We start from the raw sequence: 20,887 nt of genomic DNA on the forward strand, positions 1-20,887 counted from the left end.
GCTCAGCCCTCCTTCGCGACAAGGCGCGTGGTGCGCGGCAGCGCGACGATGGATTCGCCGGAGACCAGCACGAGATCGATACCGCGGGGAAATAGCGAGGCATTCAGCGCGAGACGATCCAGCAGATCCGGCACGCCGATTGCGGCGCGCAGGATCGTGACACCATCGATACCGGGACCGCGCAATTCATAGGTCGGGCCTTCAGTCAGGCTCGCCACCTGCAGAACGATCGTGGTGGAGCGATCCGGATATTCGCCAGAGCCGAATGCAAACTGCTCGAAGGACGGCAGCGCGGCGGGATCTGCCACCACGGCAAAGGTACATACCGCCGGATCGGCAATCACAGGCGCGCTGGTATGAAACTTGATCCACTTGGCGACATCCATGGTCGCCGCCAACTTGGCATCGAGCCACACCGGCGTGTCCTGATCGAACAGCGTCAGCGCGATGGCCGCCGCGCCGCGCATCATCGGCGCAGGCACGCCCGAAACAGCCTGAATGCGCTGCACGGTACCCGGACGCGCCATCGCATCCATCACCGAACGGAAGGTCGATTGCGCTGCAAGCACCTTATCCGCGAAGCCGGCCGGCATTTCCGCAACTGTCGTCATGATCAGCCCTCCCCGCGCACAAGCGTGTAGAAATCGACTTTGGTCGCCGCGGTCTCCGCAGCCTTGCGCTTGCTATCGGCGACGACGCGCGCGCGCAGCGGCGTGAGCACCTTGGTCTCGACAGCATCTGAAAATTCACTGGTCTGGATGAGTGCATCGCAGAGCGCGATCAGGTGCGCCTTCGCGCCGTCACGGCCCAGTGTGTAGCCGAAGCCGACCTCACCGCTGGCAAGCCGTACAGCGGCACGCGACACCGTCGCCTCGCCGAGATTGAATGGCGCGCCATCGCCGCCGATCCGGCCGCGCAGCATCACCAGGCCGTTTTCCGGCTGACGCAGATGTTCATGGGCGGGAACAGCCACTGCATCGAGATATCCGGCGATATCCGCCGTGGCGCAGTGCCCAAGCACCCCCATCGCCTCACGGCGCCGGGCCTGCTGGTGGTTCAGGGAGGATGAAGTCATGTCACCGTCGCTCAACAAGTTGTATGATTTACTAGACAACTTTATAGGCGGAGGCAATGACCGTTTCGTGACAGCGGCACGATTTTTCGCTAATGCGTGGTCGACATCATTCCGGGACCGATTTTGTGACCATTCAGGACAAGCCAACAGGCGTTGCATTGTGGCGGCATGTGGCCGACGGCATCGAGCGCGGCATTGCCGATGGCCGCTATGGTGCTGGCGAAAAGCTGCCCGGCGAGACTGAACTGGCTGACATCTACCGCGTCAATCGCCACACCGTGCGCCGCGCCCTCGCGACCCTGGCCGAACGCGGCCTGGTGCGCGCCGAGCGCGGCAGCGGCACCTATGTGGAATCGCCAAAGCTTGCATATCCCCTGCGATCACGCACGCGCTTCTCGGAAATTGCCGGTGCCGGCGGGCGCGAGCCGCAAGCGCAATTGATCGGAGCCTGGGACGATGTGGCAACACGCGATCTCGCAAGGCAGCTTGGCCTCAAAGCCGGCGCTCCGCTGATCCGCATTGAAGCCTTGCGGTTGGCGGACAAGACGCCGATCTGCGTCGGCACCAACTGGCTGTCGGCCGAACGCTTTCCCGATTTCGGCAAGGTCTATGAGCGGGTGCGCTCGATGACTAAGGCCCTGGCGCATTACGGCATCAAGGACTATCGCCGCGCCTCGACGAAGGTCACCGCGGGGATCATCGACGCGACCGATGCGACACGGCTTGGTGTCGTACTCGGGCGTCCGATCTTGATTGTCGATTCCATCGATGTGGATGCCGACGGCACGCCGCTCAGCGCTACGCATTCGCGCTTCGTCGCCGAGCGCGTCGAATTCGTGGTCGATAGCGGTTCGCTTTAGTTAGAACGGGTCGGTGCCGAGACCCGGCACATCGGCCGGACGCGGCCCCGGCGCCGGCCACAGGAAACGGCGATCCTTCTCGGCAATGGCCACATCGTTGATGCTCGCCTCGCGGCGGCGCATCAGGCCGGCCTCGTCAAACTCCCATTGCTCATTGCCATAGGAGCGATGCCAGTTGCCGGCGTCATCGTGCCATTCATATTGAAAGCGCACGGCAATGTGATTGCCGTCGAACGCCCACAAATCCTTGATCAGCCGGTATTCGTGCTCCTTCGCCCATTTACGGGTGAGGAATTCGACGATCGCCGGGCGCCCCTGAAAGAACTCGCCGCGATTGCGCCAGGTCGAGTCCTCGGTATAGGCGAGCGACACTTTCACCGGATCGCGTGAATTCCAGGCGTCCTCGGCCATGCGGGCCTTCTGGGCGGCGCTCTCTCGGGTGAAGGGCGGAAACGGTGGACGCGACATGGGACCCTCGGCTTTGCGATGTTGCAGGGATTGTAGCCCTGCCGCATGCGGAGTCGATGCCATTCCGCCTATTGGGCGATTGCTAAATCTGATCGGCCTTCATGGCAATCCGCAGCGCTTTCGGGATCGGCTTGGCGCGGCCGCCGGAGACAAAGGCCACCTTGACCTTGGCCTCAAGCAGCAACTCATCGCCGCGGCGCACTTCCTGACCCAGCATGATCGAGGCGCCCCTCACCTCTTGTGGAACCGTGACGACGTCAAGCAGATCGTCCAGGACTGCCGGTTTTAGAAAATCAATTTTCATCGAACGAACAACGAAGGCAAAGCCGGGCGCATCCTCTCGCGCTTCTTTCAGCAGCTCTTGTTGACTCGTTCCGAGCAAACGCAAGTAATTCGTTCTGCCGCGTTCCATGAAACGCAGAAAGTTTGCGTGATAAACAATCTGGCCGGCGTCAGTATCTTCGAAATAAACGCGGACCCGCATATGATGACGACCGTCGCGAATTTCGCCATCAAGAGAGGCTGTCACGGGGAGATTCCTCTTATCACACTTCGGAGAGTAACCGTCTTGCACAGAGGCACCTTCCCCAGCAAGTGCCAATCGCTTTGGGCTTGAACCTTGCTTGGGATGCACCTGGAATCTTGGTCGCGGGAACGCGCATCTCTTTGTCGAATGACAATCAGCCGGCGTTGGTCAGTGTCCGGCCGATTCCCGGCTCATTTTCTCCAAAAGACCGCGCATCGCGTCGATCTGCGTGCCGAAGCCTGCCCAATCCCCAGACCTCAACAGCTTCATTGCCTCGTTATAGCGATCAAGCGCCTCCTGCGCCCTGTTTTCCGCAGGGCTCGCACGTGGCATTTCCGTCGCAGCACTCAGCGATGTCGGCGACACGTTAGTTTCGATGAAAAGCGCGGACAAGGCCTCGGCAAGCGTCTCTTTCATGACGACATGCTCGCCGTAGGCGGCGATCACGCGCTTGAGCTCCGGCAAGTGTCCGTGGACCGCGCGCAGGTACAGCGGCGATACGTACAGGATCGAATTCTCGATCGGGATCACCAGCAGGTTTCCGCGGATCACCCGTGAACCCATCTGGTTCCACAACGATATTTGCTGGGAGATCTCCGTGTTCTGATGAATGCGCGCCTCGATCTGGAACGGTCCGTAGACGAGCTTCTCCTTGGGAAATTCGTAGACGATCAATTTTCCATAGTCAGGAGCGTCGCAGCGCGCTGCCAGCCATGCGATCATGTTGTCGCGTCGGCCTGGCACCATCGGGATCATGATAAAGAACTCGGCCTGGGTTTCGCCGGGCAGCCGCATCACAATGTAGTAAGGGACCATCGGCGCGACGCCGTCGCCAGCCGGCTGGCGCGGAAACTGCCAAAGATCCTCCCGGTTATAGAAGACGTCGGCAGATGCCATGTGATAGGTCTGGTAAAGCTGCGCCTGAATCAGGAAGAGGTCCTCGGGATAGCGGATGTGCTTTTGCAGATCGGACGGCATCGCCGCAAACGGCTTGAATAGCCCCGGAAAGATTCGCTGGTAGGTGGCCGCGATCGGGTCCGCCTGGTCCATCAGATAAAAGTCGACACTGCCGTTATAGGCGTCGACGACGGCCTTCACGGAATTGCGGATGTAATTCAGATTGCGGCCGGGCGCAGGCTGCGCAGAGGGGAAATAGTTACTGGTTGTATAGGCGTCCTGGATCCAGAACATCCGCCCCTCGCTGATGACCAGATAGGGATCGTGGTCGAGGCTGAGGAACGGGGCGATCGTGCGTAGCCGTTCCCCGATATTGCGCCGGATCATGATCCGGCTGTCGTCGGTGATGTAGCTGGAGAGCAGCAGGTTCATGTCGTTGAAGTGGTGAGCGAAGATGATTTTTCGCACCATCCCCGTCAGCGGTACGCCACCAGCACCGTCGTAGACCGTGTATGCGTTTTCACTCCCCTTCGGATAGTCGAATTCCGGCGTGGTCGTCCTGACGACAACGTAGTTGCTCTCCTCTTGTCCATAATAAATGCGCGGTTCGCGGATCTCGGGACCGCCGTCCGCGACGGGAGGAATATCCCGCAGGTAAAGCAGCGGAAGCCCTTCAGCGCTCTTGTGCATTACCGGGCTCATCACCGCTCCATTGCCGTGGGTGAACAGCAGGTGGAGGTTGACCCACGTCTGGGCGTTCGGCGGTAGCAGTGAGGATCTGAGCTCGCGTGCCGACAGCATCACGCTCTGGTAGGTGCCGCGAAGCCAGTAGCGGTCGACATCCAGGTCACTTAATTTGTAGTAGGTGCGTATCTCCTGCAGCTGGGCGTAGGTATCGGCTAGCGGCTGCCCGTCCCACAATCTGATGTTCTCGATGGTCGCCTTGTTGGCTTCGAGTGTCGCGAAGGTAAGGTCCTGTTCGGCAGGAAAGGGCTTGGCGGCGATCTTGTCGAGATTATAGGCTTCCCTGGTCAGACGGATGCTGCGTTCGATGTAGGGCCGCTCCAGTTCCAGTTCGGTCGGTTTCACGTAGAAGCGCTGAAACAGCGTCGGGATCACGCCGGACAGCAAAAAAGCGCCCCCGAAGACGAGCAACATCGCGGCAGTGGGGAGCCAGTAGGTACGCGCCCACAGGTTCGCCCACGCGGCGCATGCCGCAACGATTGAGAGCCCGATCAGCAACCAGAGAACGGGTAGCTGAACGTGGACATCGGTGTAGCTCGCGCCAACCACTACGCCATTGTCTCCGTAGAGCAGCAAATAGCGGTCGAGCCCGTAGGACCATGCCTTCACCGCAAAGAGCAAGCCGAGCAGCACCGAGCCGTGAGCAACCGCTGTTGGTGATATCGACCACCGCTGGGCCTGGTATTCGATCTGACCATGCAGCCAATAGATCACTGCGGCGAGAAGTGCGCTCATGAACAGCGTTAGCAATGCCCAATTCTTGATGGCGATATAGGCGGGCAGCGAGAACAGATAGAATCCAATATCCTTGTCATACAGCGGATCATTCGCGCCATATGGCACCTGATAGAGGAACTGCAGAATGATGCTCCAGTTGCCGACCTCCTCCCAGGCAACAAGCAGAGCGAGGAATCCGGCGCCGCCAGCGATGGCAAGGCGCCATGGCAACCGATCGCGCATGAATTCGAACGGATCGGGCGGCACCGCGGTGGCCGCGAGCTTCCAGTCGAAGTCGACGGGAAGCCGGCCTCGCCGCCGTCGGACAAGAAAAAGTGCCAGCCGGGCGTTCGCCCACGCAATGACGGCAGTTGCCGCGAAGACGACAGAAAAGACTGCGGCTTTCGCGCCGATCGATGTCCAGAAAACCTGCGAATAGCCGACCGCGGAGAACCACATCCAGTCGACCAGGAAGTCGCCGACAATCGCGAGAAGGATCAGGCAAATTCCGGAGAAGATGGCAGTCACATTCACCCCGACCACGGCGTTTCGCCCTGGCGTCTTCCGTTCGGGCCCGGTAATCCCGATCGTCATGAACGGATTATAGCAGAACGCGAGAGGTGGCGGTGCCTGTCGTGAGCCCTCGCACCTGTTTTTTCTGCGTCGGCCTTCCTACATCAGAACTGAGGCGCGCATCGCCTTAGGCGCGCCCAATCGGGAGAGCGCTTGTCATGACCGATTTCGCCGGTCTTGAAGCCCGTTTTGGTGCAGGAAACTATGCACCATTGCCGGTCACGATCGTCCGCGGGGCTGGAGTCTACGTATGGGACGAGGCTGGCAGACGCTACATCGACATGATGGGAGCGTATTCGGCGGCAAGCTTCGGCCATTGCCATCCGCGCCTCGTCAAGGCGCTGACAGAACAGGCACAGCGCCTGGACACGATCTCGCGCGCTTATTTCAGCGATCGGCTGGGGCCTTTCCTCGCCAAGGCTTGTGCACTTACCGGCATGGACGCCGCGTTGCCGATGAACAGCGGCGCGGAAGCCGTCGAGACGGCGCTCAAGGCGGCACGTAAATGGGCCTACAGGGTCAAGGGAGTGCCGACTGACCGGGCCGAAATCATTGTCGCAGAAGGAAATTTCCACGGCCGCACCATCTCGATCGTCGGCTTTTCTTCGCAAGCCCAATATCGCGACGGCTTCGGGCCGTTCCCACCTGGCTTCACATGCGTGCCGTTCGGCGATGCGCCGGCGCTCGCCGCGGCCATTACCTCTGACACCGCAGCCTTTTTGGTCGAACCAATTCAAGGCGAAGGCGGGATCAATGTGCCGCCCCCTGGATATCTCGCTGAGGTCGCGCGCATTTGCAAGGCGAACAACGTGCTGCTGCTGTGCGACGAGATCCAGAGCGGTCTGGGACGCACCGGACGTCTGCTCGCGTGTCAGCATGAAGGGGTAACACCCGACGGTCTGATGCTCGGCAAGGCGCTCGGTGGTGGGATGTTGCCGGTTTCGCTTTTCCTCGCCCGTCGCGAGGTCATGCAGGTTTTCACTCCGGGTGACCACGGCAGCACGTTCGGAGGCAACCCGATTGCATCAGCGGTTGGATTGGCCGCCCTCGACACACTGATCGACGAGCGATTGATTGAACGCGCCGCGACTGTCGGCGCGCATCTCCTCGATCGGCTCTCCGCGATCAAAAATCCGATCATTCGCGAGGTGCGCGGTCGCGGCTTGTTTGCGGGGGTCGAGTTACACCGCAACATGGCTAGTGCCGGTACGGTGATCAGCCGCTTGCTTCAGGCGGGAGTGCTGACCAAAGATACTCACCGGAACACGATACGCTTTGCGCCCCCCTTGATTATCGACAAGTCACAGGTGGATTGGGCCGTAGACCGATTGACCGAAGTACTGGACGAGATCGCCGCATCGACGGTTCAGGCCTAGCCGCCGCCAATATTGGGCAAGGCTGATCCGCGCGGCGACAATTGCGCCTGAGCTTGTGCTAAGGACGAGATCAAAGCGCTCGCGAAGCCGGCGTCCGAGCACCCCTTCGATCTCTTGGCTCCTGACCCCACAAAGACCATGGCGCCGCACCTGCATGCGATGCAGGCCGTCGGCGATGGCGCCGTCGAGATGGAAGGTCGTAGAACTTGTCATAGCGAAAAGCCGTGAGCTGCGAGTGGCAGCACGTGATCACGCGTCAATGGCGCCAGGACGATAGCCTCAGGCGCAGTTGGATTGATCCAAATCGCTTCGGCGATCTCGGCCTGGGGCGCGATCGCTCCATCCACCTTCACCGCATAAACACTGGCCTGCACCTGCCATCCCGGCTCATTGGCGGCGACGCTGTTGAACTGCCCGAGCGCTTGCGCAGAGCCTGGCACCATCCGGCAGCCGAGCTCCTCGCTGATCTCGCGCTCCAGCGCGGCCAGATCGTCCTCGCCGGCATCGCGTTTGCCGCCCGGCTGCATGAAGGCCTCGGTGCCGCGCTTGCGCACCACCAGCATGCGCCCTGCGTCATCGCGGATCAGCGCAGCGACGACGCCGATGATCTTGTCAGTCATTGCGAACTACTCCTCGTCGCCCGAACCGAACAATCCGATCTGGCTCTCGTTCCGTTTGGGCTCACTCAGTCCGAGATGCTTGAACGCATGCGAGGTGAGCAGCCGGCCGCGCGGGGTGCGCTGCAGATAGCCGCACTGGATCAGATAGGGCTCGATGATGTCCTCGATGGCATCACGCGGCTCGGACAGCGCGGCCGCCATGGTCTCGACACCAACGGGACCACCGGCATAGTTCATCGCGATGGTGGTGAGATAGCGGCGATCCATCGCATCAAGACCCGCACTGTCAACTTCCAATGCGGACAGCGCGTGGTCGGCGATTTTGCGATCGATCGCTGACGCATCCGCAGCGGAGGCAAAGTCGCGCACACGGCGCAACAGACGCCCGGCGATGCGCGGCGTGCCGCGGGCGCGGCGCGCAATCTCGTTAGAGCCTTCAGGGGTCATGCCGATGTCCAGCACGCGGGCGCCACGCGTGACGATCTTTTCGAGCTCGTCGATCGTGTAGAAATTCAGCCGCAGCGGAATGCCGAAACGATCACGCAGCGGATTGGTCAGCAGACCCGCACGGGTGGTCGCGCCGACCAGCGTGAATTTCGACAGCTCGATTTTCACCGAGCGTGCCGCAGGGCCTTCGCCGATGATGAGATCGAGCTGGAAATCCTCCATCGCGGGATAGAGCACTTCCTCTACTGCAGGGCTGAGACGGTGGATCTCGTCGATGAACAGCACATCGCGCTCTTCGAGATTAGTCAGCAATGCCGCGAGATCGCCGGCCTTGGCGATGACGGGACCGGATGTCGCACGAAATCCGACGCCGAGCTCGCGCGCCACGATCTGCGCCAGCGTGGTCTTGCCGAGGCCGGGCGGGCCCACAAACAATGTGTGATCCAGTGCCTCACCGCGCTTGCGGGCGGCATCGATGAAGATCTGCAGATTCGCGCGCGCCTGTGCCTGGCCGACGAAATCGGACAGCGACTGCGGGCGCAGCGTGGTGTCGCCGACATCGTCAGAGCGGCGCTCAGGTGTAACCATGCGATCGGGTGGCGTATTCATGATGCGACGTTACCACGGTGCAACGGCCGCGCGAACCACCAGCACAGGCTGGCTGGAATCACGGCAATACCCGCGAGCAATATCGAGAGCGACAGCGCCTGCGTAAACGATCGAACGCCTGGCAAAATCACCGCCGACGATTCCGAGGGCTGAACGAACATTCCAAACCCGATGAAGCCGGCAATGCCGACGCCCGCAGCGAGCCACGCCATCCAGATCGTGTTTTGCCCGGCATAGACGGCGAACAGCGCAAAGACGACGCCGGCACCGAGCGACGGCAGCAGCGCCGCCAATGCAGCAACGAATGCCAGCAACCACAGTGCAATCGACACAAGCGATCTGAAACCATCGAGATCGGCGACAGAGAAGATCAATTGCAGGATCGAAGCACCCAGACCGACGACGAGCAACGACACAAGTGCAGCCACGGATAGCGAACCGACAACACCGAAGATCGCGACAATGCCGATCACGCGGGCGATTCTGGCAAGGCTCACTTCGCCAATTCCTTCAGCCCGAGCTTGATGAGTTGCGCCGTTTCCGCCCCCTCGCCTGCGCTGCGCGACGCGGCTGCGACGGCGGCCGCCGCCTGTGGCTGGCCATAGCCGAGATTGACCAGCGCGGAGATCGCATCCCTGACGGCGCCTGGTGCGCGATTGTCGTCGAACGAACCGGCGAGTTGCGCGACCACCGGATCGACCGACGCAAAGGCCGGCGCCTTGTCCTTCAATTCGCTGACGATACGCTCGGCCACCTTCGGACCGACACCCGGCGTGCGCGCCACGGCCGTCTTGTCGCGCAGCGCTATGGCATTGGCGAGGTCGGCCGGCGGCAGCGTGCTGAGCACGGCGAGCGCGACCTTGGCACCAACGCCCTGCACGGTCTGCAGCAGGCGAAACCATTCGCGCTCCATATCGCTGCGGAATCCGAACAGCTTGATCTGGTCTTCGCGGACATAGGTTTCGATGGCGAGCACCGCAGCTTCGCCCGCCTGCGGCAGTGCCTGCAGCGTGCGAGCGGAACAATGCACCTGATAGCCCACGCCCTGTACGTCGAGGATCACATAGTCCTCGCCATAGCTGTCGATCAGGCCTTTGAGCTTGCCGATCACGCGCCGACGACCTTAAGGCGCAGTGCCGTGCTCTGACGGTGATGCGCATGGGTGATGGCGATGGCCAGCGCGTCGGCCGCATCGGCGGATTTCGGCTCAGCCTTCGGCAGCAGGATCTTCAGCATCATCTGGATCTGGTTCTTGTCGGCGTGGCCGGCGCCGACCACGGTCTTCTTCACCTGATTGGGCGCATATTCGGCGACGGCAATGCCGAACATCGCCGGCGTCATCATGGCGATGCCGCGCGCCTGGCCGAGCTTCAGCGTCGCGACGCCGTCCTTGTTGACGAAGGTCTGCTCCACCGCTGCCTCTGCCGGCTGGAAATCGCCGAGGATCTTGGCGAGCCCCTCATGAATGCCGAGCAGCCGGCTCGCCAGCGGCAGATTGTCCGGCGGTTCCACCGACCCGCAGCCGATATAGGTCAGCCGGTTGCCGTCGATCTCGATCACGCCCCAGCCGGTGCGGCGCAGGCCCGGATCGATGCCGATGATGCGGACAGGAGGGCGAATCGGAGGGTTTGTCATCCCACAGGGATAACGCCGGAGGGCAGGGAACGAAATAGAAACGCGAAGCCGTCCCAAAGGAAAGAGAGGGAAGCTGAGCCCCTGCTCAGCCGCCCATCTTGGCCATCAACGCGTCCGACACCTCGAAATTGGCATAGACGTTCTGCACGTCGTCATGCTCGTTCAACAGGTCCATCAGCTTGATCAGCTTCTCGCCGGTCTCGTCATCGACCGAGAGCGTGTTCTGAGGCTTCCAGATCACCGCCGCCTTGCGGGCTTCGCCGAATTTGGCTTCCAGTCCCTTGGCAACTTCGCGAAAGGTTTCCTGCGAGGCATAGACCTCGTGGCCGCCCTCGCCCGACACGACGTCGTCGGCGCCAGCCTCGATGGCGGCTTCGAGCATGTCGTCGGCCGAGGCCTTGTCGGCGTCATATTCGATCACGCCGACATGGTCGAACATGAAGGAAACCGAGCCGGTTTCGCCGAGATTGCCGCCGGATTTGGTGAAGTAGGAACGGATGTCGGACGCGGCGCGATTGCGGTTGTCGGTCAGCGCCTCGACGATGACGGCGACGCCGCCGGGGCCGTAGCCCTCGTAGCGGATTTCATCGTAGTTCTCGCCATCGCTGCCGATCGCCTTCTTGATGGCACGCTCGATGTTGTCGCGCGGCATGTTCTCCTGCCGGGCGGCGATCACGGCGGAGCGCAGCCGGGCATTCATCGACGGGTCGGGCGTCCCCATCTTGGCAGCGACGGTGATTTCGCGCGCCAGCTTGCTGAACAGCTTGGACTTCTGGGCATCCTGCCGGCCCTTGCGGTGCATGATGTTCTTGAATTGGGAATGTCCGGCCATGCGGTCTCTCTTGAAGCGTCAGGGTAGTTAGGGCTGCGGCGCGGGGTTATAAGCCGCGAAATCGGCAAAATCAAAAATTTGCAGCCGAATCCGGCAGATCTTCGCAATACCGCGACCGACCTTAACCATCACTTCACGCCGAGGTGCAAGGTTACCCGCATAGATTGTATTCATTGGGGTCACCGATGGCGTTTGGACTGTTCCGCAAGCGGCAGCCGGAAGCGGCTGAAGTGGTGATGATTGCTGAAAACACAGCACCTTCTGTGCCACCGCAGCATCCTGAACCAGATACCGCTCGGGACATCCTTGAGTTGCTGGAACTCGAGCTGGGCGCGCTTATCCGCCAGCTCGAGCGTGCCGCGACATCCGTCGCCGGCGGCGCCGAATCGACCGCCACCACCCTCTCCGCCATCCGCGCCCGCACCGACGTGCTGGCCGACCGCAGCAGCGCCGCGCAATCCACCGCCATCACCTTTGCGCAGGCCGCCGACAAATTCACCCATTCGGCCGAGGGCATCGGCACCCAGGTGCGCGATGCCAGCCGGCTCGCGGACGAGGCCGGCGCCGCCGCCCATGAAGCCAGCGCCAATGTGGATCGCCTGCGCGACTCCTCCGCTGCCATCAGCAATGTGTTGGAGTTGATCGCGCAGATTGCCCGGCAGACAACAATGCTGGCGCTGAACGCGACCATCGAGGCGGCACGCGCCGGCGCTGCAGGCCGCGGCTTCTCGGTCGTCGCCACCGAGGTCAAGGCGCTGGCAGTGCAGACTCAGAACGCCACCGAAGAGATCAGGAAGAAGATCGATACCCTGCAGCGCGACGCTGCGAGTTCGGTCGACGCCGTGCATCGCATCTCCACCGCCATCGACGCGATCCGCCCGGTCTTTGCCAATGTCAACGGCGCGGTCGCCGAACAGAACGCGACGACCAGCGAGATGTCGCATAACGCTGCCACTGCCTCGCAATTCATCGTCTCGGTCGGCGACAGCGCCGCAGAAATCGATAGCGCTGCAAAGGAAGCGGCTGCGCACGGCGAGCATGTCGCGCAGGCCGGCCAGGCTGTGACGATGTTTGCCTCGCGGCTGAAGTCGCGTTGCGCGGTGCTGCTCAAACAAAGCGAGCGGGAAGACGAGCGACGACGCGAAAAGCTGCCATGTCACCTCAACGTCGATCTTGAGGCGCGCGCCGGCCAGATCAGCGCGCCGGTCTATGAAATCTCGATGGACGGCATTCTCATCGGCGGACCGGACGCGAACCGGCTTCCGTTGCACGACATCGTTGCTGCTGAACTCAGCGAGGTCGGCCCCTGCCGCCTGCGCATTGCCGAACATTCCCCCGCCGGCGCACAGGCACTATTCGTCGCGCCCGACGGGGCTCTCATCAGCCGGATCGAAGACCGACTATGGGCGATCCATGACGAGAACACCGAATTCGTCACCCGCGCCATCGACGCCGGCGCCGTGCTCAACAAGATCTTTGCCGACGGTATTGCATCCGGCGCTATCAGCATCGACGACATGTTCGACGACAACTACGTCGAAATCCCTGGCTCCAGTCCGGTGCAGTACCGGACAAAGATTCTCGGCTGGGCCGACCGCGCACTCCCCGAATTCCAGGATGCATTTCTCGCCAAGGACAGCCGCATGGCGTTCTGCGCCATGATCGACCACAACGGCTATCTACCGGTACATAACAGCATCTATTCCAAGCCGCAGCGCCCGGGTGATGTCGCCTGGAACACGGCCAACTGCCGCAATCGCCGCATCTTCAACGATCCGGCTGGATTGGCCGCCGGTCGCAATACACGTTCCTACCTGATCCAGAGTTATGCCCGCGACATGGGCAACGGCCAGACCGTGATGATGCGCGAGATCGACGTGCCTGTGCGCATACAGGGACGCCATTGGGGCGGCTTCCGCACGGCGTACAAATTATGATTTGGGTTTGCACACGGCGCTGCGCTGCCACCTGAGACCTGGCGCAGCGCCGCCTATTCCGTCTGCGAGTGGGCTAGCAGCCGAAACTGCCAAGGCGTCCTAGCCGCCGCTCGTTCGGCCTTCCGCATTGTCATCTCCGCCGTATGAACCGCCGCCATATCCATATGGCGCGCTGTATCCATATGAACCGGGGCCGGCACCAAATCCGCGATAGACCGTTACGGGGGCGCTTCCCTCATACCGCGCGTGAGAGGACATGATCCGTCGATGCTTGCTGGCAGCGCTATGCCCGTCTTTGGCCTGCGCGGTCCAGCTCGCAGTGCCAGCGATCAGTAAAGCGGCGCCCAACAGAATGAATTTATTCATCACATTTTTCCTTGGTCAACGAGCCCCGCGACCTCAGATGCGCACGCTTGGCTCTCAAGGTAGCGCCAATCACGCGTAGTTGAATTTCGGCTTGCGGTACCCCGTCCTGCATGGACAGCAGCGGCGAGACCCATTGGGGCCGTTTGCCCATTCGCCCCGGGCCTGGGGGGCAGTGTCACACCGCTGACATTTGCATCGGTCCATAACCGTGAACCCATTCGATACAAGCGGAGCTGCCATGACCGAACATTCCCTCGACGACGCGCAAGCAATCCACGACCGCATTCGTGCAGAGATGCTGGACGGCTTCGACGAAGAACTCGAGCTCGAGATCGATGACGATCGTCTCGACGCCCTGACCAACGAAATGTCCGACCACAGCCCGGCGGAGACCATCGAGCGACGCCTCTATTTCAAGGAACTGTTCCGCCTGCAGGGCGAATTGGTGAAGTTGCAGAGCTGGGTGCAGCAGAACAAGCTCAAGGTCGTGGTGATCTTCGAGGGTCGCGATTCCGCTGGCAAGGGTGGCGTCATCAAGCGGATCACCCAGCGGCTCAATCCACGCGTCTGCCGCGTTGCCGCACTCCCCGCGCCGAATGAGCGCGAACGCACCCAATGGTACTTCCAGCGTTACGTCTCGCACCTCCCCGCCGGCGGCGAGATCGTGCTGTTCGATCGTAGCTGGTACAACCGCGCCGGCGTCGAGCGCGTGATGGGTTTCTGCACCGAGGATGACGTGGAGGAATTCTTCCGCTCGGTGCCGGAATTCGAACGCATGCTGGTGCGCTCGGGCATCATCCTGGTCAAATACTGGTTCTCGATCACCGACGAAGCGCAGCACCTGCGCTTCTCGATGCGTATCGCCGACCCGCTCAAACAGTGGAAGCTCAGCCCGATGGATGTCGAGGCGCGCACCCGCTGGGAGCAATACACCAAGGCCAAGGAAGCGATGCTCGAGCATACGCATATTCCGGAAGCCCCGTGGCATGTGGTGCAGGCCGTCGACAAGAAGAAGGCCCGCCTGAACTGTATCGCGCATCTGCTCGAACAGCTTCCCTATCAGGAGGTCGAGCATCCGCCTGTGGTCCTGCCTGCACGCGTACGCAATCCCGACTATCACCGCACGCCGGTGCCAGCCGAAATGTATGTGCCGGAGCGGTACTAGCCCCACAGTCGGCAGATCGCGTAACGTTTTTCGGGCAGGCCGAGCCTAACGCAACCGCAATATTCTTTTGAATAAAAGTCATCCGACGCCCACGAAGAGGGCGTCGGATGACGTCGTGCAGATTTTACCGCGATTTATCCGACAGACACGCTCGCGCGACATACAAACCAATGTATAGTCCTGCTGCATCTTATTGCTGCTTTTGAAATGATGACCGTACGCCTATAGTACCGTCGTTGGTCGATGACGAACCATTCGCCATTGCATCATCGAGTCGAGCAAACGGGGGTCTCACTGTGGCAAATCTCAATATCAACGGCGAGCAGAAGTCCTTCGACGCACCAGACGACATGCCCCTGCTCTGGGTGCTGCGCGATATTCTCGGCATGACCGGCACAAAATTCGGCTGCGGCGTTGCGCTATGCGGGGCATGCACCGTGCATGTCGACGGCAAGGCCGTGCGCTCCTGTCTGCTGCCGGTCAGTGCGGTGAGCGGACGCGCCATCACCACAATCGAAGGCGTCGGCACCACACCGGTCGGCGCCAAGGTGCAGAAGGCCTGGCTCGATCTCGAAGTCATTCAATGCGGTTACTGCCAGTCCGGGCAGATCATGTCGGCGGCCGCGCTCCTCGCTTCTACGCCGACCCCCGACGATTCTGACATCGACGCCGCCATGGCCGGAAATATATGTCGCTGCGGCACCTATGTCCGGGTGCGTGAAGCCATCAAGCATGCTGCCTCCGAACGGCAAACCTAGGAGTCGGTCATGAAACTTGCAGACAACATGCTTGTTGCGACCAGTCCTGCAAACAAGCCTTCTGGCCTGTCACGGCGCAATCTGCTCGCTGGCGCCTTTGCCGGCGGCTTTATGTTCGCCTTCCAGCTTCCGGTCCGCGCGGCCAATGAGCCGACGCAACCTCCCGATACGACGGAGGGCAAATTCGCCCCCAACGCCTTCATCCGCATCGACACCACCGGCAAGACGACACTGGTGATGCCGCAAGTCGAGATGGGGCAAGGCATCTATACCGCCATCGCCATGATCCTCGCCGAAGAGCTCGACGCCGACTATGCGCAGATCACGCTGGAACATGCGCCGCCCAGCGACAAGCTCTACGGCAATCCAATTTTCATCATCCAGGCGACCGGCGGATCGACTTCGGTGCGCGCATTCTGGAAACCGCTGCGCAATGCCGGTGCAACCGCGCGTGCGATGCTGGTGCAAGCCGCAGCCGAACAGTGGCAGGTCGAACCTGCGAGCTGCACGGCGTCGAACGGGCAAGTGATGCATACGGCCAGCGGGCGCAAACTGTCTTATGGCGAGTTGTGCGACGCCGCCGGCAAACTCACGCCGCCGAAGGACGTCGCGCTCAAGGACCCGAAAGACTTCTCGGTGATCGGCAAGCCGCTGAAGCGCTTCGATACACCGGACAAGGTCAACGGCAAAACGATCTACGGTATCGACGCAATGATACCGGGCATGACATTCGCGACGCTGGCACAATGCCCGGTGTTCGGCGGCAAACTCGCCAAGGTCGATGACCGCGCGGCGAAGAAGATTCCGGGCGTGCGGCAGATCGTGGTGCTCGACGACCTCGTGGCCGTGGTCGGCGACCACATGTGGGCCGCCAAGTCTGGGCTCGAAGCACTCGACATCACCTGGGACGAAGGGCTCAACGCGAAGATCAGTTCGAAGGACATCTGGGCGCATTTGCGCACGGCCAGCGAGACGGACGGCGTAATCGCCAAATCCGTCGGCGACATCGCCAAGGGTCTCGCGACCGGCGAACGGATCGACGCGTCCTACGAGATGCCGTTCCTTGCGCACGCGACCATGGAGCCCTTGAATTGCACGGTGCACTTCAAGGGTGATTCCTGCGAGGTCTGGACGGGCACGCAGATCATGTCGCGGGTGCAATCCGAAGCCGCCAAGGCCGCGGGCCTGCCGATCGACAAGGTCACAGTAAATCAGCACATGATTGGCGGCGGCTTCGGCCGCAGGCTTGAGCCCGACATGGTCGTGGCGGCGGTGCGCATCGCCAAACAGGTCAATGGACCGGTCAAGGTGGTGTGGACCCGCGAAGAGGACATCCAGCACGACATTTATCGCCCCGTCTATCGCGACAACATTTCGGCGACACTGTCCAACGGCAAAGTGGTCGGCTTCAAGTACAAGATCGCAGGCTCGGCCGTGATCGCGCGTTGGCTGCCGCCTGCGTTCCAGAAGGGCATTGACATCGACGCCATCGATAGTGCCGCGGACCAGCCCTACGACTTCCCGCATTTCCAGTGTGAATATGTCCGTGTCGAACCACCGGCGGTGCCGACCGGCTTCTGGCGCGGCGTCGGCCCGAACAATAACGTGTTCGCGATCGAGAGCTTCATGGATGAGCTCGCTCGCAAGGCCGGCAAGGATCCCGTCGTGTTCCGGCGTGAATTGCTCGGCAAGGCACCACGGATGCTGGCGGCCCTCAATCTCGCGGCGGAGAAGGCCAACTGGGGTCAGCCGCTGCCAGCGCGCGTCGGACGCGGCGTGAGCATCCAGCCCACCTTCGATACTTCGATCGCGACTGTGGTCGAAGCGGAGGTGGATTCTCAGGGCGAGATCCGTCTGCGTCAGGTCAACGTGGCGGTCGACACCGGCATCGCTGTCAATCCCGACACCATCGTGGCGCAGATCGAAGGCGGCATCGTGTTCGGCCTCACCGCCGCGCTCTATGGCGACATCACCATCGAGAAGGGGCGCGTGCAGCAGTCCAATTTCCATGACTACCGCATGCTTCGGATCGACCAGATGCCGAAAATCAATGTCCACCTCATCAAGAGCGGCGAAGCGCCCGGCGGCATAGGCGAGTGCGGCGTGATCGGCGGACCGCCGGCACTGCGCAATGCAATTTATGCTGCGACTGGCGTTGCGCTGCGGAGGATGCCGATCGACCGCGATGCGATCGCCGAAAGGAAGAAGTCATGACGCCCGCCGCACGTCGCATTCTCGGCAGCGTCATTGTGATCGGTGTCGTGGCTGCAGCCGGCGCCGCGCTCTATGTTCGCGGTCCCGGACCGATGGCCTTCTCGGGCGGCCCGAAGGTGGCGCTGGCCGATTACAAGGGTCCCAATCCCACGGGCGTTCCCGCCAACATGGCCAACGCCAGCCCGATCGAGCGCGGCGAATATCTTGCGCGTGCGGCGGATTGCATGGTCTGCCACACTGCGCCCGGTGGCAAGGAATATGCCGGCGGCTTCGCATTCAAGCTGCCGTTCGGCACGCTTTACTCGACCAACATCACACCGGACAAAGAGACAGGCATCGGCAACTACACCGATCAGCAGTTTCTCGACGCCGTTCGAAGCGGCAAGCGCCACGACGGCGCCCGGCTCTATCCGGCGATGCCCTATACGTCCTACACTTACATGACCGATGCGGACACGCTCGCGGTCAAGGCCTATCTGTTCAGCCTCGCACCGGTGCGCGCAGCGCCGCCAGAGAATACGCTTGCCTTTCCGTTCAATCAGCGCTGGGCAATGACGTTCTGGTCGGCATTGTTCAATCCCAATACGCGCTTCGAACCCGATACGTCGCAAAGCCCGGAATGGAACAGGGGCGCCTATCTCGCCGAAGCGCTGGCACATTGCGGCGAATGCCATACCCCGCGCAATCTCGGCTTCGCACTCGACAACCGCAAGAAATTCGCTGGCGCCCTGACCGCCGGATGGCGCGCTTTCAATATCACTTCGGACAAGACAACAGGCCTTGGCAGCTGGAGCGACGACGATGTCGTTTCCTATCTGTCGATCGGACATGCCAAAGGTCACGGCACCGCGTCGGGGCCGATGGGTGAAGCCGTGGACCACAGTTTCAGCAAGATGGCGCCGACGGATATCAAGGCGATGGTCGCATTTCTGCGGACAGTGCCGGCGCTGCCCTCGCCTGATCTGCCCGCAAAACTCGCGCCACCCGCACCGCCCTCGCACAGGGACGGCATGACAGCGAATGCGCTTGGCAAGACGGTCTTCCAGGGCGCCTGCGTGAGCTGCCATGGCTGGACAGGCGAGAGCGCACTCTCGCCTATGGCCACACTGACCGGCGCGTGGGCCGTTAACGATCCCGGCGCGACGAATGTGGCGCAGATCGTGATCTCCGGCACCAAGCGGCATACGCCGCAAGGCGCACTGTCGATGCCAGCCTTCGGCAAGAGCCATTCAGATACGGAGATCGCGGCTGTCGCGAATTACGTGACCGCGCGCTTCGGCAGCAAGGGATCGCAGATCACGGCAAGCGATGTCGCGGATTTGCGCAAGCAGACGGAGCAGTAGGCCGAACTAGTTCAGCCAGAACTCGGGCACGGCCTGCGACAGCCGGCCACCGAGCCGCACCGGCGCGATGCGTGATGCGAGGCCGGTCTTGTCATCAGTTTCGACCGCAACGCCCGACAAAGTCGCCGGGCCGAAGGCGGGCTCGAAACGGCCGGAGGGAATGCCTGTCGTGAAGCGCCTGACAGGCTCTTCCTTCTGCATGCCGATCACGGAATCATAATCGCCGGTCATGCCGGCATCGGTCATATAGGCCGTGCCGCCGGACAGAATTTGATGATCAGCAGTCGGAACATGCGTATGCGTACCGACGACGAGGCTCACGCGGCCATCGCAGAAGTAACCCATGCCCTGTTTTTCGCTCGAGGCTTCGCCATGGAAATCCACCACGATGGCGTCCGCGGCTTCCACCAGCGGACAGGCGTCGATCTCCTTGCCGACAGCGCTGAACGGATCGTTGAGTGGCTCCATGAAGACACGCCCCATGGCGTTGATCACCAGCGCACGCGCACCGTTCTTGGCGTCGATCAGCGCAGCACCGCGGCCCGGCGTGTGGCGCGGGAAGTTCAACGGACGGATCAGACGCGGCGCGCGTTCGATGAAGACCAGTGCCTCCTTCTGATTCCAGGCGTGATTGCCGAGCGTCACCGCATCGGCGCCGGCGTCGACAAGATCATTGTAGATCGTCTCGGTGATACCGAAGCCGCCGGCGGCGTTCTCGCCATTGATGATGACAAGATCGAGCTTCCAGTCGCGGATCAGGCCCGGCAGTTTTTCGAGGATCACCACGCGGCCGGTTTTGCCGACCACGTCGCCGATGAAGAGAATACGCAAGTCAGATGCTCCGAAAATCGATCGTCCGGGTTTCGGTTAGCACATAATCCAGCGCCACGTCGTGTGGTTGCATGGGAATGGCCTCGATTTCCTGGGTGTCGAAGGCCACGCCCACGGCGATAAATGGCTTGATGGCGTGCAGTTGCGCGAAGGTGCGATCGTAATGCCCCGCGCCATAGCCAATGCGGTGGCCGGCGCGGTCGAAGGCCGCGAGTGGTACCAGCAGGATATCGGGAATCAGTGGTGGCGCGTCCGGTGCGGGTTCCGGAATGCCCAGTGAACCGCGCACCAGCGCATCGTTCGGGCTCCAGATCCGGAACATCAAGGGCTCATCACGGGCGATGATCACCGGGAGCGCCAGTCGCGCCCCCTGGGCGGCGAGATGCTGCATCAACGGGATCGGATCGATCTCGCTGCGAATAGGAGAATAGCCGGCGACGATGCCACCGGCCCTGACCGGGAAAGGCAGCCCACGCGCTGCGATGGCTTGTGCGGCTGCCGACCGTTCGGCCTCGCTCAGCGCTGTGCGGCGTGCCAGCGCGGCGATGCGGAGCTCAATCTTTGTCGGCGTGGGCGGCGTGTCGGACATGCCGCACGATATGCTGTCCGCAGAGCCTGCGGAAGCGCAGGACCGGTCTTCGTGATCATCTTTGACGAGCGAGGCTAAGATTGCACGGCAAACGCCATGCAAGGGCCACAGCCATCAAAAAAGTAAAAGTGCGAAGCCACGATGGCCGTTGAAGCACTCGATCCCGGAGCACCTACGAAAGTAGGTGGGCACCATGTGACCAGGTCCACGGACCTGGTCAGGGACAGTTCCCTGAAGGATCGATAAGGCCCCGGGGATATATGGCTCCTGACGCGCGACGCAGCCTCGCCTAAGCAATGTAGGGG

21 protein-coding genes and 1 other RNA gene are annotated in these 20,887 nt (G+C 61.8%); 7 read left to right on the forward strand and 15 right to left on the reverse strand.

Translation table 11 applies throughout. The annotated features are described in order from the left end of the window. Nucleotides 1-2 precede the first annotated feature (2 nt). Nucleotides 3-611, reverse strand: coding sequence for a phosphonate C-P lyase system protein PhnH (gene phnH / locus AB8A50_RS13590; protein WP_439077981.1), 609 nt, complete (start codon nucleotides 609-611; stop codon nucleotides 3-5). A 2-nt stretch (nucleotides 612-613) separates the two neighbouring features. Further along, nucleotides 614-1,075: a phosphonate C-P lyase system protein PhnG gene (gene phnG, locus AB8A50_RS13595; RefSeq protein WP_439077982.1), complete on the reverse strand. Its 462-nt coding sequence runs from the start codon at nucleotides 1,073-1,075 to the stop codon at nucleotides 614-616. 125 nt (nucleotides 1,076-1,200) lie between these two features. Here phnG and phnF point away from each other — a divergent pair, with 125 nt between their 5' ends. Next, nucleotides 1,201-1,935: a phosphonate metabolism transcriptional regulator PhnF gene (gene phnF / locus AB8A50_RS13600; RefSeq protein ID WP_439077983.1), complete on the forward strand. Its 735-nt coding sequence runs from the start codon at nucleotides 1,201-1,203 to the stop codon at nucleotides 1,933-1,935. Here the strand turns inward: phnF and AB8A50_RS13605 are convergent, their stop codons facing one another. The 3 genes from AB8A50_RS13605 to AB8A50_RS13615 all read right to left on the reverse strand — a co-directional run bounded on the left by AB8A50_RS13605 (nucleotide 1,936) and on the right by AB8A50_RS13615 (nucleotide 5,881). Next, the gene (locus tag AB8A50_RS13605) at nucleotides 1,936-2,403 is read right to left on the reverse strand and encodes a nuclear transport factor 2 family protein (RefSeq protein ID WP_175368337.1); all 468 of its coding nucleotides are present in this window, start codon (nucleotides 2,401-2,403) and stop codon (nucleotides 1,936-1,938) included. Between the two features lie 82 nt (nucleotides 2,404-2,485). Further along, entirely contained in the window at nucleotides 2,486-2,932 is a 447-nt protein-coding gene (gene ybgC, locus AB8A50_RS13610; RefSeq protein WP_175368336.1) for a tol-pal system-associated acyl-CoA thioesterase, read from the reverse strand. 165 nt (nucleotides 2,933-3,097) lie between these two features. Further along, entirely contained in the window at nucleotides 3,098-5,881 is a 2,784-nt protein-coding gene (locus AB8A50_RS13615; RefSeq protein ID WP_439077984.1) for a UPF0182 family membrane protein, read from the reverse strand. Nucleotides 5,882-6,018: 137 nt separating this feature from the next. Between AB8A50_RS13615 and rocD the strand changes: the two genes are divergently transcribed. Then, on the forward strand, nucleotides 6,019-7,236 hold the full coding sequence (gene rocD, locus AB8A50_RS13620; protein WP_439077985.1) for an ornithine--oxo-acid transaminase: 1,218 nt from the start codon (nucleotides 6,019-6,021) through the stop codon (nucleotides 7,234-7,236). Nucleotides 7,237-7,445: 209 nt separating this feature from the next. Here the strand turns inward: rocD and AB8A50_RS13625 are convergent, their stop codons facing one another. The 7 genes from AB8A50_RS13625 to AB8A50_RS13655 form a co-directional block, all read right to left on the reverse strand. Next, complete coding sequence (locus AB8A50_RS13625; RefSeq protein ID WP_175368333.1) at nucleotides 7,446-7,856, reverse strand: NUDIX hydrolase; 411 nt, start codon at nucleotides 7,854-7,856, stop codon at nucleotides 7,446-7,448. A 6-nt stretch (nucleotides 7,857-7,862) separates the two neighbouring features. Further along, a complete protein-coding gene (gene ruvB, locus AB8A50_RS13630) occupies nucleotides 7,863-8,912 on the reverse strand; it encodes a Holliday junction branch migration DNA helicase RuvB (protein WP_439077986.1) in 1,050 nt (349 codons plus the stop codon). Next, a complete protein-coding gene (locus AB8A50_RS13635) occupies nucleotides 8,909-9,409 on the reverse strand; it encodes a hypothetical protein (RefSeq protein WP_439077987.1) in 501 nt (166 codons plus the stop codon). Before AB8A50_RS13635 ends, ruvB begins: the two co-directional genes overlap by 4 nt. Next, nucleotides 9,406-10,023, reverse strand: a complete 618-nt coding sequence (ruvA, locus tag AB8A50_RS13640; RefSeq protein ID WP_439077988.1) for a Holliday junction branch migration protein RuvA — start codon at nucleotides 10,021-10,023, stop codon at nucleotides 9,406-9,408. The genes AB8A50_RS13635 and ruvA overlap by 4 nt, the downstream gene beginning before the upstream one ends. Continuing rightward, nucleotides 10,020-10,547, reverse strand: coding sequence for a crossover junction endodeoxyribonuclease RuvC (ruvC, locus tag AB8A50_RS13645; RefSeq protein ID WP_093756789.1), 528 nt, complete (start codon nucleotides 10,545-10,547; stop codon nucleotides 10,020-10,022). Before ruvC ends, ruvA begins: the two co-directional genes overlap by 4 nt. A gap of 85 nt (nucleotides 10,548-10,632) precedes the next feature. Continuing rightward, on the reverse strand, nucleotides 10,633-11,379 hold the full coding sequence (locus tag AB8A50_RS13650) for a YebC/PmpR family DNA-binding transcriptional regulator (RefSeq protein ID WP_089265380.1): 747 nt from the start codon (nucleotides 11,377-11,379) through the stop codon (nucleotides 10,633-10,635). A gap of 27 nt (nucleotides 11,380-11,406) precedes the next feature. Continuing rightward, the gene (locus tag AB8A50_RS13655; protein WP_158596842.1) at nucleotides 11,407-11,553 is read right to left on the reverse strand and encodes a hypothetical protein; all 147 of its coding nucleotides are present in this window, start codon (nucleotides 11,551-11,553) and stop codon (nucleotides 11,407-11,409) included. Nucleotides 11,554-11,564: 11 nt separating this feature from the next. On the opposite strand from AB8A50_RS13655, the gene AB8A50_RS13660 reads away from it, so the two are divergent. The 5 genes from AB8A50_RS13660 to AB8A50_RS13680 all read left to right on the forward strand — a co-directional run bounded on the left by AB8A50_RS13660 (nucleotide 11,565) and on the right by AB8A50_RS13680 (nucleotide 19,162). Further along, the gene (locus AB8A50_RS13660) at nucleotides 11,565-13,316 is read left to right on the forward strand and encodes a methyl-accepting chemotaxis protein (protein WP_439077989.1); all 1,752 of its coding nucleotides are present in this window, start codon (nucleotides 11,565-11,567) and stop codon (nucleotides 13,314-13,316) included. A 604-nt stretch (nucleotides 13,317-13,920) separates the two neighbouring features. Further along, complete coding sequence (ppk2, locus tag AB8A50_RS13665) at nucleotides 13,921-14,847, forward strand: polyphosphate kinase 2 (protein WP_092144861.1); 927 nt, start codon at nucleotides 13,921-13,923, stop codon at nucleotides 14,845-14,847. A gap of 296 nt (nucleotides 14,848-15,143) precedes the next feature. Further along, nucleotides 15,144-15,605 carry a (2Fe-2S)-binding protein gene (locus AB8A50_RS13670; protein ID WP_199712107.1) on the forward strand — a complete coding sequence of 154 codons (462 nt, stop codon included), beginning with the start codon at nucleotides 15,144-15,146 and terminating at the stop codon, nucleotides 15,603-15,605. Between the two features lie 9 nt (nucleotides 15,606-15,614). Beyond that, nucleotides 15,615-17,819 carry a molybdopterin cofactor-binding domain-containing protein gene (locus AB8A50_RS13675; RefSeq protein WP_439077990.1) on the forward strand — a complete coding sequence of 735 codons (2,205 nt, stop codon included), beginning with the start codon at nucleotides 15,615-15,617 and terminating at the stop codon, nucleotides 17,817-17,819. Further along, entirely contained in the window at nucleotides 17,816-19,162 is a 1,347-nt protein-coding gene (locus AB8A50_RS13680) for a c-type cytochrome (protein WP_439077991.1), read from the forward strand. The genes AB8A50_RS13675 and AB8A50_RS13680 overlap by 4 nt, the downstream gene beginning before the upstream one ends. A 6-nt stretch (nucleotides 19,163-19,168) precedes the next feature. Here the strand turns inward: AB8A50_RS13680 and AB8A50_RS13685 are convergent, their stop codons facing one another. From AB8A50_RS13685 to ssrS, 3 genes are all read right to left on the reverse strand, one after another. Continuing rightward, nucleotides 19,169-19,993, reverse strand: coding sequence for a TIGR00282 family metallophosphoesterase (locus AB8A50_RS13685; RefSeq protein WP_439077992.1), 825 nt, complete (start codon nucleotides 19,991-19,993; stop codon nucleotides 19,169-19,171). 1 nt (nucleotide 19,994) lies between these two features. Beyond that, nucleotides 19,995-20,582, reverse strand: coding sequence for a 5-formyltetrahydrofolate cyclo-ligase (locus tag AB8A50_RS13690; RefSeq protein WP_439077993.1), 588 nt, complete (start codon nucleotides 20,580-20,582; stop codon nucleotides 19,995-19,997). Nucleotides 20,583-20,711: 129 nt separating this feature from the next. Beyond that, nucleotides 20,712-20,871: non-coding RNA, 6S RNA (gene ssrS / locus AB8A50_RS13695), on the reverse strand. Nucleotides 20,872-20,887 lie beyond the last annotated feature (16 nt).

The organism is Tardiphaga sp. 841_E9_N1_2 (assembly GCF_051811065.1).
Lineage (GTDB): Bacteria > Pseudomonadota > Alphaproteobacteria > Rhizobiales > Xanthobacteraceae > Tardiphaga > Tardiphaga robiniae.

Bases quoted from the DNA above. Each gene is read 5' to 3' on its own strand.
- AB8A50_RS13690 (WP_439077993.1), bottom strand. From the start codon at position 20,582: ATGTCCGACACGCCGCCCACGCCGACAAAGATTGAGCTCCGCATCGCC.
- ruvC (WP_093756789.1), bottom strand. From the start codon at position 10,547: ATGACAAACCCTCCGATTCGCCCTCCTGTCCGCATCATCGGCATCGAT.
- AB8A50_RS13655 (WP_158596842.1), bottom strand. From the start codon at position 11,553: ATGAATACAATCTATGCGGGTAACCTTGCACCTCGGCGTGAAGTGATG.
- AB8A50_RS13660 (WP_439077989.1), top strand. From the start codon at position 11,565: ATGGCGTTTGGACTGTTCCGCAAGCGGCAGCCGGAAGCGGCTGAAGTG.
- AB8A50_RS13650 (WP_089265380.1), bottom strand. From the start codon at position 11,379: ATGGCCGGACATTCCCAATTCAAGAACATCATGCACCGCAAGGGCCGG.
- phnH (WP_439077981.1), bottom strand. From the start codon at position 611: ATGACGACAGTTGCGGAAATGCCGGCCGGCTTCGCGGATAAGGTGCTT.
- AB8A50_RS13605 (WP_175368337.1), bottom strand. From the start codon at position 2,403: ATGTCGCGTCCACCGTTTCCGCCCTTCACCCGAGAGAGCGCCGCCCAG.
- AB8A50_RS13625 (WP_175368333.1), bottom strand. From the start codon at position 7,856: ATGACTGACAAGATCATCGGCGTCGTCGCTGCGCTGATCCGCGATGAC.
- rocD (WP_439077985.1), top strand. From the start codon at position 6,019: ATGACCGATTTCGCCGGTCTTGAAGCCCGTTTTGGTGCAGGAAACTAT.
- AB8A50_RS13615 (WP_439077984.1), bottom strand. From the start codon at position 5,881: ATGACGATCGGGATTACCGGGCCCGAACGGAAGACGCCAGGGCGAAAC.
- ppk2 (WP_092144861.1), top strand. From the start codon at position 13,921: ATGACCGAACATTCCCTCGACGACGCGCAAGCAATCCACGACCGCATT.
- AB8A50_RS13680 (WP_439077991.1), top strand. From the start codon at position 17,816: ATGACGCCCGCCGCACGTCGCATTCTCGGCAGCGTCATTGTGATCGGT.
- AB8A50_RS13675 (WP_439077990.1), top strand. From the start codon at position 15,615: ATGAAACTTGCAGACAACATGCTTGTTGCGACCAGTCCTGCAAACAAG.
- phnG (WP_439077982.1), bottom strand. From the start codon at position 1,075: ATGACTTCATCCTCCCTGAACCACCAGCAGGCCCGGCGCCGTGAGGCG.
- ruvB (WP_439077986.1), bottom strand. From the start codon at position 8,912: ATGAATACGCCACCCGATCGCATGGTTACACCTGAGCGCCGCTCTGAC.